Annotated in this window: 12 protein-coding genes and 2 pseudogenes; 3 read left to right on the top strand and 11 right to left on the bottom strand. The window is 66.5% G+C overall.

What is annotated here, in order from left to right:
- Positions 1 to 241 precede the first annotated feature (241 nt).
- Positions 242 to 1,234, top strand: a complete 993-nt coding sequence (locus ACWEFL_RS20445) for a hypothetical protein (protein ID WP_451714422.1) — start codon at positions 242 to 244, stop codon at positions 1,232 to 1,234.
- A gap of 1,019 nt (positions 1,235 to 2,253) precedes the next feature.
- On the opposite strand, the gene ACWEFL_RS20440 is transcribed toward ACWEFL_RS20445, so the two are convergent.
- The 11 genes and pseudogenes from ACWEFL_RS20440 to ACWEFL_RS20390 form a co-directional block, all read right to left on the bottom strand.
- Positions 2,254 to 3,300: a hypothetical protein gene (locus tag ACWEFL_RS20440; protein WP_451714420.1), complete on the bottom strand. Its 1,047-nt coding sequence runs from the start codon at positions 3,298 to 3,300 to the stop codon at positions 2,254 to 2,256.
- Positions 3,301 to 3,384: 84 nt separating this feature from the next.
- Complete coding sequence (locus tag ACWEFL_RS20435; protein WP_451714418.1) at positions 3,385 to 3,657, bottom strand: DNA-binding protein; 273 nt, start codon at positions 3,655 to 3,657, stop codon at positions 3,385 to 3,387.
- Positions 3,654 to 4,382 (bottom strand): hypothetical protein, encoded by a 729-nt coding sequence (locus ACWEFL_RS20430; RefSeq protein WP_451714415.1) that lies wholly within the window; start codon positions 4,380 to 4,382, stop codon positions 3,654 to 3,656. The genes ACWEFL_RS20435 and ACWEFL_RS20430 overlap by 4 nt, the downstream gene beginning before the upstream one ends.
- Positions 4,383 to 4,384: 2 nt before the next feature.
- Positions 4,385 to 6,505, bottom strand: a complete 2,121-nt coding sequence (locus ACWEFL_RS20425) for a hypothetical protein (RefSeq protein WP_451714412.1) — start codon at positions 6,503 to 6,505, stop codon at positions 4,385 to 4,387.
- Positions 6,506 to 7,204: 699 nt separating this feature from the next.
- A pseudogene (locus ACWEFL_RS20420) lies at positions 7,205 to 7,399 on the bottom strand (transposase); the annotation flags it as partial.
- A gap of 236 nt (positions 7,400 to 7,635) precedes the next feature.
- The gene (locus ACWEFL_RS20415) at positions 7,636 to 8,190 is read right to left on the bottom strand and encodes a hypothetical protein (RefSeq protein ID WP_451714410.1); all 555 of its coding nucleotides are present in this window, start codon (positions 8,188 to 8,190) and stop codon (positions 7,636 to 7,638) included.
- Positions 8,187 to 8,669: a hypothetical protein gene (locus tag ACWEFL_RS20410; protein ID WP_451714407.1), complete on the bottom strand. Its 483-nt coding sequence runs from the start codon at positions 8,667 to 8,669 to the stop codon at positions 8,187 to 8,189. The genes ACWEFL_RS20415 and ACWEFL_RS20410 overlap by 4 nt, the downstream gene beginning before the upstream one ends.
- Before the next feature lie 48 nt (positions 8,670 to 8,717).
- Complete coding sequence (locus ACWEFL_RS20405; RefSeq protein WP_451714404.1) at positions 8,718 to 8,984, bottom strand: hypothetical protein; 267 nt, start codon at positions 8,982 to 8,984, stop codon at positions 8,718 to 8,720.
- A 630-nt stretch (positions 8,985 to 9,614) separates the two neighbouring features.
- Positions 9,615 to 10,523, bottom strand: a complete 909-nt coding sequence (locus tag ACWEFL_RS20400; protein ID WP_451714402.1) for a hypothetical protein — start codon at positions 10,521 to 10,523, stop codon at positions 9,615 to 9,617.
- A gap of 142 nt (positions 10,524 to 10,665) precedes the next feature.
- Entirely contained in the window at positions 10,666 to 10,980 is a 315-nt protein-coding gene (locus tag ACWEFL_RS20395; RefSeq protein WP_451714545.1) for a helix-turn-helix domain-containing protein, read from the bottom strand.
- A 48-nt stretch (positions 10,981 to 11,028) separates the two neighbouring features.
- Positions 11,029 to 11,319 (bottom strand): annotated as a pseudogene (locus tag ACWEFL_RS20390) (cyclic nucleotide-binding domain-containing protein); the annotation flags it as partial.
- Positions 11,320 to 11,772: 453 nt separating this feature from the next.
- On the opposite strand from ACWEFL_RS20390, the gene ACWEFL_RS20385 reads away from it, so the two are divergent.
- Together ACWEFL_RS20385 and ACWEFL_RS20380 are read left to right on the top strand one after the other, a co-directional pair.
- A complete protein-coding gene (locus ACWEFL_RS20385) occupies positions 11,773 to 12,396 on the top strand; it encodes an alkyl sulfatase C-terminal domain-containing protein (protein ID WP_451714399.1) in 624 nt (207 codons plus the stop codon).
- Positions 12,397 to 12,714: 318 nt separating this feature from the next.
- Positions 12,715 to 12,900 (top strand): hypothetical protein, encoded by a 186-nt coding sequence (locus ACWEFL_RS20380; RefSeq protein ID WP_451714396.1) that lies wholly within the window; start codon positions 12,715 to 12,717, stop codon positions 12,898 to 12,900.
- Positions 12,901 to 12,917 lie beyond the last annotated feature (17 nt).

The raw sequence follows: 12,917 nt of genomic DNA, 5'->3' as shown, positions 1-12,917 counted from the left end.
CAGTTCACTTCCCCATGCGTCGGGATCCTTCCCACCCGAGCAAGGGCGACAACCCGCTTGCGGTGCGCAGGGCATCCGTCTAGTCTGCGGGCAGGAATGGAGCCTGGGACGGTACCTGGGCCACCTCCGGTCGTCTTGAGGCACGGAGCGTCGGAACGCGCCCTCGCCACCACCTCCTTCCCGATTCCTGTGCACCTGTTCTGTCCGGCGGCCGTGTGCCGGACAGCCGAAAGGCGTTTCCTTGACCATCTACTCTCAGCACGCCACCCGTGGAAAGACCCAGATCCTGGCGACCTACCAGGGTCCGGACGGCGTCGTGTCCAAGACCGTGACGAGTCTTGCCGAGCCTCGCCTCGCGGTTCCGGTCGTCGACGCCCTCAATCGGATCTCCGCCTTCGCCACCGTCCCTGTCAGCATCCACGACCGCCGGGAACGGCGTGTGGGCTACTACCCGCGCACGCACCTTGCCGCGCTGACCGACCCTGCCGCCCGCACCGCTCTTCTCGGCGGCGCTCACAGTCTGTGGTACGAGTACGTCTGCCTGCGGCTTCACCAGGCGCTCGCCGACCTGGAAAGTGCCGTGGCGGCTCTCCCCGGCACGGTCAGTAGGGCGATTCGATCCGAACTGGAGGCAGAGAAGCACGGCTTGCAGACAGGACTCGCGGAATTTTCGGGAACTTCCTCGGAGGAGCCGGAGACCGAGCGCTGCTGGGAGTTCGGGCACCCCTTCGTGAAGTACGACGACGGGCTGGACACGCTGAGCGACGAGACGCGCGAGCAGCTCAACCGACGTGAGTCGGGATTCACCTCGGAGGAACGGGAGAAGGCGGTCGCCGCCCTCCGGGTGCTGGTCACCGCGCACTCCCAGGGGGGCGACGTGTGGGCTTCACTCGACGACCCCAGCTGTCGCCTCTTCGTGGAGCCGTACGACTCCGACGGCTTCTACCTGACGATCGAAGCGCCGGAACCAGGCGACGACGAGGCTTCGTGGGAGATCGAGGTCGGCTGTTGGGTGCCGGATGATCCCGAGGAGGAGCCCGGGAACCACACCAGCGCGACAGGCCACGCCGTGGTCGGCTGCGCCCTTCCGGTCGCGCCGACCGCCGAGGAGATCGCTCACTTGCTGAAGTCCGTGGACGAGAAGCCGCTGCTGCTCGTCGAGTGGGCTGAGGCGCCCACGGGAGCTGTACTCGCAGGGACGGCGATGGTGGTGACCGAACGCTACGACTCGTGATCCGGGTCGGCAAGGAAGCCGTGACGCCGGCGTGATGGGCTGGGAACGGCCCGCCACCGCATGCTGAGCGGATGCTTCAGCCGTGGTGGTCACCCCGCGAGGTGACGGCCACGGCTGGACCGGAGTGCGTTGCCATCCGGATAGGCTGGGTTGTCTTTGCGGAGGTTGGCGGACACGAATGTCGATAACGTCAACCGACAGGTCCGGCTGAGCTTCCTCGGCTGACCAAGATCATCCTTGGGAGTGGCCGCCATTTCTCCGTACTCTGCGCGTTCGGAACGGAGGAGCCATGCGGCACGGAACTGGATGTGATGGAACGGCCCTACGACGGAGGCGGTAGGTGCCTGCTGGGCGTCCGTCGGCTGTCCCGGATGAAGCCGGCCACGACCTCCCTGGAGTGGCAGCGCACCGACCGACGTGCTCGCCGCAGCCGTCGCGATCGGCGGGCACATCGTCGGCTGGGCTGACGACTGGGAGCTCTCGGGGGCCACGGACCCGATGACCCGACCCAAACTCGGACCGTGGCTAGGGACGAGCGCGGGCCCTGCGACGGCCTGGTGGCCACCGAAGCCGCACTCCGCCTCGGTGTCCGGCAGTTCGTCGACCTCGGCTGCGGTCTGCGAGCCATCCTGGCCTTCAGCACCTCGTGCCCGAGGGCTGCCCCGGCGTCCACACCGAGCGACCCCGGCTTCCTGGCCACACGAAGTTCCGACTCAACCCCGGCCCGCCGTACGCGACGACCGTGGTGGCGGACCTCCTGGACGAGCCCGGCGGCGGATCCGGCCGTCCCCTACTGCCTGAGCCGGGCGTTGCCGGACGGACTCCCACGCAGCCGGACTCTCCGCCGAAATCCTCTGCGGTGCCCGGTTTTCAACCGGTTCGGGAGTACCTCAGAGCCCACGCCGGAAGCCCGCCCGGCCGAGAGGAAACTCGACGAGGCGGGTCCGCAGAGGAGCACAGCCCTGCAAGGGCAGGAAGAACTCAGGGCAGCAGCGCATCCCGGCGCGAGGCCTCGCAGATCAGCCCGGCAGAAGCCTCACGGCTCTAGTCCGCCGCTCCTCCAAGCCCGCGAAGCTCTGGAAGAGGGTCTGGCAGGAGGTACCGATCCGCCGGGCGGGGACACGCAGGTGCCGACTGGAAGCACCAAAGGTGTGAATCAGCGTCATGGCTTCCTGAAAGGCCGCTGCTCCGATCCCGCAGGGGGACTCTGCCATCTGCTCCAGCACCTGCACGAGACCGTCCGGCCACTCGCTGCGCGGAGTGCTCTCAGCCCACTCCATGAACGCATCGAACGCGACGGTGGCGACGCTCATGCGTTGGGCGAACCGTTCCGTAGCCGATTCCAGTTCACCAACCGGCCCGTTGATTGCTTTGGCGGTATGGGTCACGACCGTCAGCTTGGCGCTCATCGAGGCCCCGGGATTACTCACTCGGGCCATGTCCTCGGCCATCAGTTCCATCATCGCCCCGAAGTCAGCCATCGCCGATTCCACGTCGGCGATGTCTGCCATCATGCCCTCCATCTGCACCTCGGCCTCCGCTACGAGGTCGAAGAGGCCGGGAGCGTCGTCGTGCCCGTCCGGTCGGGTCCTGCCGGCCTCGGTCGTCGGTCCGGCGGCCGAACTCTTGGAGGACGCCCCGCACAGTGCCTCCGCCAGTAGTGCCGTGAGCTGATTTCGGGCGGCAGCGGGGTCCGCGGCATGACGCGGAAGCTCGATGGATGGGCTTGCATCGCTCCCCGGAGGGATGGCGGTTCCATCGGTGAAGTGGATGGTGCGCCGACCGAGTGCGTGTCGCACGCCGAGCCCGAAGGACAGTTCCTCATCGGTGCCGCTGAGGTCAACGACGACGATGTCGACCTCGGCTACCAGGCGCAACAACTGATCCACCGGGAGTCCGGCGTTCGTCAGATCCTCGGCCCGGAGGGGAGTGAGGTTGAGTTGTTCGCAGGAAGGCCGTACAACATCCTCGTAGAGGATCGCTGAGTGGTCTTGCTCGTCCGTGACCGATCCACTGGAGGGGCGGGGCACGGCGACCCTCATTCCAAGGGCAAGGCAAGTTGGCATGACAATTCCTTCGCCATAGTTGTTTTCGGCATGGCCTTTGAGGCGTTCTGTGCTGCGGAGTGACTGGCGGGTCGACCGCGGAGGTCAGTCGAAGAGAGTGAGCGCCACTCCGTCAGCGACCTCGTCGGCGAAGACAGGACGCTCCTCGATGCCCAGCGCCTGCAACAGATCAACCGTGAGTACTCGGTGTCGTCGACCGACTCGAATTGTGGGGCAGGGGAACGCGTCGAGCGCTATGTGCCGGTAGGCCGTGTCCCGGCACATCCCGAAGGCTCTGGCAGCCGTTCTCAGGTCGACGCTGACCGGAAGGTCGAAGATCTCGCGGAAGGTGAGCGGGGTGCCTTTGCGATCCGTCACCGGTCCCTCCCGGCCAGGCGCAGGGAGATCGTCGCTACCTGGCGTCCTCGGCGCGTATGAGGGATCTCCGTGGCCGTGTCCGTCAGACCCCATGCCTGGGCAAGGGCGCCGATCCGTACGCCCTCGACACGGTGGCTAGGAACGGTGAAGCGCAGACTGGCAGGAAGCCCCGAAGGCCGTGCGGGCGGGTTGTACTCCACCTGCCAGGGGCATTCTGTACCTGCGCGGGATTGTAGGTCTCCGGCACGTTCTACATCCTCTACGGCCAGCTCACGGCGAGCCCTGCGCCATGCTTCCCAGGCACGAGAGCAGGCCGTGCGCAGCACGTGGCTGCCTGGGTCCGACGAATGTGTCCCGAACTCGGCCAGAGCCTCCATATAGCAGGTGACGAGTTCGGCCTCGACGTCCTCTCGCTCCGCACCGTGGGCATCGACGATCTTGAAGGCGGCGCGCCGGAGCCCTGGCAGCCCCAACCACACCACTGCCGATGGCCAGTCGGACGCTTCGGCGTCGAATCGCGACCGTCCTTCGATCTGATGCCACAGCGTGGTGCGTGCCGTATGGTCCGCGGAGCGGTCGTACAGCACCCGGCGGGCCCGCTTCAGGGGCAGTGCAAGACCCGATTCGTCCGTTCCGTCGAAGAGGCGTAGCTCGGGTGCTGGATTCCGGTTGGCGAACAGATTCTCGATGGAAGTGAAGAGTCCCGAGTGTGGGAGAAGCGGCATCGCTACGCCCCCTTCAGTCCGGGCTCGCGGACGGGAATCCTCCTGCGCCACGAAACCAGCAACCCCACGGCCAGTTCCTTGCCGGGACCGGCATCGTGGCCCCGTTCCACGGCGAGCAGCCATCGGAGGAATCCGGGTTGCCGGGCAGCTGTGAGACTCTCAAGAAGCTCCGTCAGCGCCGGATCGGGTTCCGAGGCTCCGTCTGCTTTGCGGCACCAGTCGAGAAGGACATCCCGCATGGACTCGTAAGTGGTCGGCTCGTTGAGGGCGTGTCCGGTCAGCCGGACCATGCCCGAAGCTGCTTCGCCACCGGCGAGGACCCGATCGCCGAACCAGGCGAGGTCCGCCCCTGCCATAAGAGGAAAGGCGTGAGCAACAATCAGCCCCGGAACGCCGTCGAGTGCGGCCCACTCTGGCATCCTGTCGAGGATCGTGCCCCTCGTGCGGTCGTCGCCCGCCGTAATGCACAGAACCAGGACCTCGGTGATCGAAGCGGCGACGTCGACGTCTTCCCTGTCGCCGCCCAACGTCCCCATCAGTCGATCCATGAGTTCCAGGGTCTGTTCGAGTCTTGGCCCGCCCAGGTCCGGGCGACAGGCGTACGCCACGGCCTTGCGCAGTGGAGCCTCGGTCGCAACGCTCCACTGGTTCAATAGCTCGCCCGCCTTGAGCATTGCTGCCGGGTTTCGGGCAACCAGCCCCAGACACCGGGCCGCGATCTCGGCAGCCGGTGGCCACGAACTCAGGACCAGGTGGTGCAGAAGGACCAGCGTCCTGCCACCGGTCGCCGCGGCCATGGCCGCAGTCGCCCACCCCGCCCGTTCGATGTGAAGCGGATCGTCTCCGGTACCGGCGAGCCAGGCGTGTACCAGAGGTGACAGATCCTCATGTTCCCTGTACAGGACCTCCCAGAGCGCATCGGCAGTGGTCGGCCAGTAGAACGAAGCGATATCCGGGCCATGTGTCCCTATCTGGGGCCCGCACCGCGCCCCGAGAACTCGGAATGTCTCGGACAGGGGCTGCTGTCGCGCCACGCCGCCCTGTGATTCACTCGATTGACGGAACAGAATCTGTACGGTTGGTACGTGCTCCCAACCGGAACTGGCTGCTTCCAGCAGGTTTGCCGCGCGCTCCGCCACAACCGAGCGTTCTAGACCGCCGTAGACACAGAGTGACAGCAGATGAGCAAGGAGCTGGGGATCCTCCTGTGCTCGGGCCATGAGTTCCGATGCCTCAGTCCGCCCCAGGGCGTACAGCGCTTCGGCACCGGTATCACCGTCGGCAGTACCGATGCGGGTCAAGGCTTCTGCAGCTTGGGTCGCGCGCCGCGGCGGCAGCTCGGGCGGCAGTACTTCGCTGAGGAGCCCCGATTCCAGGGAACGCAGTATCCGGGCGCGCTTCTGCTCGTCAGGGCAGACGTCCTTCAGGTGGGAGGCAAAGACCATCCTCGGATCGGGCGGCAAGTGCCGAATGACCGGAGTACCCAGGTGTTCCGTCACGGCTGAAGCGAGTCCGGGCGAGTCCGTCAGCACGATGAGAAGACGCGCCCCGGCCTCTGCCAAGGTCATTTCCAACCGGGACAGGTCCCAGGGGCGAAGCATCAAGAGGTCCTGCGGCTCCATCACCAGATACCCGTGTACGCGATGAGGCTGCGGCTCCCACCGGGTGAGGTCGACCGCTCCGTCGACCTGGTAGAGCACAGCGTCTTCCCTCCCGTGAGCCAGGAGATTGAGAGCATGTGTCTCACGGCCGGTACCCGGCGGCCCGACCAGTACGGCGATTCCTGCTTCGAAGGCGGCAAGCGCTCCCTCGAATCGGGGCGGCGGCACGAAGCGGCGCCTCGCCGCCCTCAGGTCCTTTGCCCGTACGGGCCCCTGTCGCATGGGTAAGGCGGCGGGACTTCCCTCTCTCAGCGCGGTGGTGGAGACAATCTGTCGCTGATCACCCGTCACCAGTCCCGTGTTGACCGTACCGTTCGGAGCGACGACCACCATCTTCTGCTCAGAAGACAGGGCCGCGAAGACGGCATCGAACTCCCCTCCGGGGAGCACATTAGATGTCACAGTCGGCTCCTTCGTCATGGTGGCCGGACAAGTCAACGGCAGTAATTTGCTGACCGCCATGGACGGTCCCGGTATTGATGATCCCCCGCGCGGCGTGGAGAACCGTGATGGGCGCGGGTTCGGACCCTTCAGTGGCCTGTGCCGGCTCGACCTGATCATCTATCGGCCTGCGCATCCGTCGCGAACGAAGAGCGATCACATTGTTTTCCTGGCGCATTTCCTCTTCTCGCATGTTGTCCTTTCCGGGCAGTCGGCACGCCCGAGACTCGCTAGTGCGCGGCTTCTGAACACTTCGAGCGTCGTGCATGCACGATCAACCGTCTGCTTCCGCAGTGCGCAAAGTGGGTGACTGCGGTCACACCTTCGAGACGGCCCGGACCTCATCGCGCGAATGGGCGGGCGCGTCGCCCGAAGGCAACGCGCCCGCCCATCTGCTCTTTTCTTATTCCCCTCTCAGATCGCCACCCCGGGAACCTGGCGTCCGAGCGCCGCGATCCGGTCACGGAGGATGCTGGAAATCTCCTTTCGCTCCTGATCGGTCAGAGTCCCGAGAAGTGACGCCATTTCTTCCTGCCAGTCCGTAAGTGCGGGGCCTAACCTCGATATTTCGTGACGGTCCGTCGGATTCTTCGGTGTGCCCTTTGGGCTACTCAAGGTGAGGGTGGGCATGCTGGTGGCCCGACTATCGCGTCGGGAGTTCGCCGGGTTCCACGGCTCCGGTAGGTGATCAGGTTCGTCGGGGCAGGTCGTTGTTGCTGGTTAGCCGGGGTTCGGCAGTGCGTGGAGCCGGTCGAGGGCGCCTGTGGTCACGTTGGTCCAGGGCCAGTGCTTGGCGAGCCGGAGGATGCGGCGGCGTCCGGTGGTGACGAGCTGGGCGGCGGCGGAGAACAGCCGTAGCCGCAGGCGGCGCGGTTCCCACAGGCGTGGCTTGCCGGTGAGGGCGAGCTCGGGGAGAATTCCGCCCTCGCCCATCAGCCGGAGGCCGCCGCCGGCGGCGGTCTTCTCCGCCGCGAGTGCGGCCAGCTCCTCCAGCAGTTCGACCGACAGACCGTTCTCGGATGCGGGCATCGCCTTCACACCCGCACCTTCAGCGGTCTCAGCAGCCCTGGCAGGCAACACGCCGTCTGCCATCCCCAACGTGTGACCCGTCGTCGTACTCATCAGATGACTCCTTCGAGGAAGGAAACCATCTAATTCATGACACTCCCGATGGCGATCGCGTCCTGACCGTGCTGGCGGACGGGGGTCCAGGTGGCGCTGGTGGCTCCGGCGGGGCAGCGGACCTGCCGGGCCTTCCAGTCGATGGAGAAGGAGCTCTTGTCGAAGCCCTCGGCGGCGCGGGCCTGGGGTGAGTGGTCGAGCAGGACCGGGGTGACCATGGTGATGCCCTGCCCGTGGGCGGCGGTGATCAGGTCGGCGGAGGGGTATCCGGAGTCGAGGTAGTGCCCGGCGGGTTTCAGGCCGCGCTCGGCCAGGCACTGCTGGATCGGAGCGGTGGCCTTCACGTCCGGCACGGTCGCGTCCGTGGTGTGCACGTCCGTGATCAGATGCGGCAGCAGGCGGGGAGCCGCACGATCTTCGGCTTCGGCGGGAGCATGGCAGGTCTCGATGAGGTGCACCTTGTAGCCCAGCCAGAACAGGTCTTCGCCCTTCGCGGCCCAGCGGGCATCCGGGGCATACGGTGAGGCGAGACGCAGTTGGCCGGGCGGGACACCTTCGTCGTCGGCGTCCCGCTTCTTGATCACCTCCCGTCCCCGGCTGTCGGTGTGGAGGCAATAGGTCTGCACGAGGACCTGCCGCAGTAGCCGGACGGCCTCGATTTCGCGGATCCATGCGGGTGTGCCGGGTGCCCAGCGGCCCGGCACAGGACGGAGCCGTCCTGGGCGTAGACCAGGGCGAGACGGTCGCGCTTGGTCTTCGACGAGGGCATCGTCCATCCGTTGACCCGCGGGCCGTAGCGGTGGGCGAACTCCGGCACGTCGATCTCTTGGGCCAGCCAGGTGGGGGCGGCAACCGCGAGGGCCTCCAAGGCCGCGCGGACGCTCTCCCCGGCCATCTCCAGGCGGTTCAGATCGCGGACCGCGCTGATCACGTGGGTGGAGTCGGTGCGCTGCTTGCCCCCGGCGCCGACCAGCCCGGCCTGCTGGCAGTGTTCCAGGAGCCGGTCGAAGACGACGCGTTCCAGGCCGTGGCCTGCCAGCCGGGTGCGGAACCTGCTCAGCACGCTGGCGTCGAAGCCGGTGTCGCCGAGTTCGGCGCCGATCGCGTACTTCTAGTCGATCGCGCGCACGGCCATCGCCACGGCCTGCCGGTCGGTCAGGTCCTCGGTGAACTGCAGCACCTTGACCAGCAACAACACCGTCGGCGACGTGCCCGGCGCCCCGCGCACCCCGAACGAGGCGGCGAACGGCTCGTCAGCGAAGACCTCGGCGAGACGGTCCCTCACCCGTATCGGCAGGCTGCCGTTCGGGAACGCGGCCCGGGCCACCACCGCGGTCTGCTCCGGGAACTTCGGCGACCCCTCCGGCTGCAACGACATCCACACCACCCCCGCAGCCACACGACAGGTCAACAGCCACACAGACGATCATCGCGCACCCGAGGCCCACTCACCCCCGGAATTGCGCAGCAGAGTCCTCGCCGGAAACAACCCATCAACAAGATAGCCCCGTACCGAGGGCCCGGACGGCTGCCAGCGGTCCAGCTCGGTAGCGCTGTCCAGGGCTTGGAGTGGAGCGCGGTCCCCGCAGTACCGGCGCAACAGGTTGAGGGCCGCGGTACGACGCCCGGACCCTGGGCGTCCGGCCAGAAAGAGCACTCTCCCGTCCAGTTCCTTCCTGGCCATTCCGAACCACGCGGGCTCCGCGAACCCGAATGCCGCGGCTGCCACCTCAGACTCCGGGACAGGTCCCTCGTGCACCTGAGCGGCCCTGCGTTCTCCATCTGACCGTTGTGAACACGCTGATCGCCGTGAACGGCCCCGGCGTTGACGTTCGCGTACGGCGCCCAGACGAATGGCCCCGAGGCGCCCGCAGCTCCACCGAAGATGTTGAAGGCATCGGAGAGATCGTACTCCGGCCCCTCGTGCGACGAACCTTCGACGGACGGGCGCTCGGGTGCCGACACTGCCGCGTCGGGCGGTCCCGCGGTGCCCCCGGTTCTTCCGTGGTCACGATCGCCCGCGGTTCTTGTCGCCACGGATCCGGTCACCCTGGAAGCTGCGTACGCGCCGGGCCTCGTTCCCTTCGGCGATGTCATGGTTGCTCACGCTCTGGCCGCCGTGGACCGTGCCCGTGTTGATGTTGCCACCGGGAGCGCTGTTCTCCACATGCGGCTGGAGTCCAGTGCTTTCGGGAGTCCGGGCGTTCTCTTGGACCACGTTGTCGCTGTCGTTGCTGTCCGAGGTCTCTTCGTACAGCGGCCCGGACGGCTGAGGCACGTAGAGCCATGCCCGCTGGGCGAAGGGTTTTCCCTCCACCGTTGCAGCCACCTCGACGAAGTGATCGGGGTGCCGCCCGGTATACCCACTGACCACGGCATCTTCGAAGCAACGGTCCGAAAGGATCGACGCCACGTGGGTGATGTTCTCTTTATGGGAGGCGAGTACTGCCTTGACGGGGCGGGAGTCGAGCAGCCGGTGGGTGTCGTTTCGCACGGTTCCATTGCCGCTGAACTCGTCCCCGGTGTCGGGCAGGGGACCGATGTGCAGACTGGCCCGGAGCCTGATGGGCGCCACCCCGTGAGACAGGACGTTGTAGTCGGTCAGCACATCCTGGAGAGTGAGAAGGAAGGGGTGGATCACTAAGGGCACGAGCGACGCGTCGAACCCGAAGACATAGCCGTCGCCCGTCGTATTGGGGAACAGCCGGTCGTCCCAGAGCTCACGCATCCCCACCCGGGCCAGAGCGGTCATGAGGAGGTCCGGCACGGTACGGCTGATGGTCTCGTGCTCGAGGGCAGGCCGTCCCGTGAATCCCTTGGCATCCACAGCCAGGACGCCTCGGTAAGGATGCATCGGACGACTGCGAGTGAAGGGGCGTACGCTCCCCTCGGACAAACTGCTGATTTGCTCGCGCATGGATGTGGCTCCTCGCTGAAGCCCCGCCCAGGAAGGCTGGACGAGGACGGAGTGTCCTTGGTCTGTGCCCCAGGCTCCCGACGATGCCTCGGGAGGTCTGCACCGCGAGTGCAGATAGTTAGTGAAGTGGAGCACAACGTCGTCATGGACTGGCGTCGTCGAGGGTCTTCCTCAGCCCTTCCACACTGGTCACACTGATGCGCCCCTTCTCCACACGTACCTTGCCCGGTCCGAGGATCTTCAGGCCGTCGGTGACTGAGTTACGCCCGGCCCCGATGTGCTGGGCCAGTTCCTTGCGGGTGAGGGCGAAGGACCACACGCCCTCCGAGATGTCGACCAGACGGAGGAGCGCCATGGCCAGACGTTGATGTATGGCGCCGTCGTACATCTCGGTCTGCTCGCGCAGCCGACTTGAGGCCAGCACCGCAAGGGAGTACGCGAGATGGTGCTGCTTCACCAAACGATGGAAGTCTCCGGCGGGGATCCATACGACTCTGCATCTGCTCATCGTCCGTACATCAGCCAGCCGCTCACCGCCGTGCTGAAGGGCCATCTCACCCAGAATCTCACCCGGACCACGAAAGGCAAGCAGGCGCTGCCGACCGTCACGGTCCCTCCGGGTGACCTTCACCATGCCGCTGATCAGCGCAAACGCGCCAGCACCCGCAGTGCCCTGTTCTAATAAGGTGACGCCGGGTGGACGGAAGCCTCGTGGGCGTCGGGTCACCTCTGCCCAGACCTCTTTCGACACCAGGTCGCGCAGGGTTCGCGCTGAAGAGTGAGGTTCTCTGCTCATACGGTCACGCTAAAGGAACCGAGTTCCGAGAGGGCATGGATCTCCATGGTTAGGCCCTTCGGCTACGCGAGGATCCCATCCTCCAGTTGTCGACAGCACTTGGCTCCCTGCGACGAAGCCCGGCGCGGAGGCACCCCCGCATCGCACAACGTGGTGGAACGGAGCGCCCATCTGTCGTGATCAGTCGGCCGCCGGGCGTTCAAGGTTCACCGTCTGGAACAACAGTCGCGCGAGGAAGGCGGCAGCCACCAGGCAGGCCGGCCGAGGAATTGCATGGCGACCGGGACGACGAGACGCCGGATGGCGACGGCGTCGAGGAGGATCGCCGTGCGAGGCCGAGTCCGAACTGCTGGACCATCCGGTTCGGGGTCAGGGCGAAGACCACGATCCCGATGACCGCGGCGGCGGTGATGCCCCGGCCGGTCGCGGCGCGGCTTTCCGGTCAGCGAAGGCATGGTCCCCCGACCTGCTCCCATTCCTCGTGGATCCGGGAGACCAGGAACAGCTCGTAGCCCATCGAGTGCCACGACGTCGGCGGCGCCGCCAAGGGCCTCGACGCTGTCTCCGCAGATCATCAACCCCACCACGCTGGCAGCGATGCCCCTGGAGATGACTTTCGACTACCGCGGTATCCGCCTCAATGGCCCTGAGGCTGCCCAATCGGCGCTCGCCCTGGGCTTAACCGTCACTGCGGACGCGCTGATGACCCGAACCAGACCGCCGTCCAACTCCGCAACGGCGTCCTCGTCTACACCGCCGACGGCGACCTCACCGTCGTCTCCGGCACCACCGCCCGTTCACCACCCTCAACGGACTGCTCGCCATCTTCGAGTAGTGGTTCGGCCTTACCCTCCCCTGACCCAGTGGCTGTCTGCCCGTGCCCGTGCCCTTCACCGGCTCCGGCAACGGGCACGGAACCCTCGTCCCCGGGCGAGTCATGGAGCAACAGGGCAACGTGATGGGACACGATCTCTCACGTGCTCGTCCTACGTAGGTCTCGGGTTTGATTCGCGGCTTCGATCGCTTGACGAGCGGGCGCGCTCGGGAGCCGGGCGGAGGGCTGGCCGGATACGATGACAGTTGCCCTAACGGAGGTTGGCGGACACGAATGTCGACAACATCAACCGGCAGGTCCGGCTGAGCTTCCTCGGCTGATCAAGATCATCCTGGGAGCGGCCGCCATTTCTCCGTACTCTGCGCGTTCGGAACGGAGAAGCCATGCGGCACGGACCTGGATGTGATGGAACGGCCCTACGACGGAGGCGGTAGGTGCCTGCTGGGCGTCCGTCGGCTGTCCCGGATGAAGCCGGCTGGAGCCGGATGGTGATCCTGTGCCGTGCGGCGAGCCGGGCGGCGACGAGGAGCCCGATCTGTCCCTCGACCAGACACTGCCGGATGTCCACCGTTTCCGGCTCCGCAAGCAGCGCGTTCAGCGCCGCGAGCCGTGGCGCGGAGATGCCCAGGCTCCGGTCCTCCACGTCGACCGTCAGGCCCTCGGACACGCGTGTGGTGCTGACCTCCACCGTCGTGTCCGGTGCTGAGTACCAGGTCGCGTTCTCCATCAGCTCCGCGAGCGGATGAACCAGCGCCGGAGTGAC

Source organism: Streptomyces sp. NPDC004838 (genome assembly GCF_053600955.1).
Note: the sequence above shows the minus strand (reverse complement) of the source record. Positions and strands in the feature narration are given on the sequence as shown.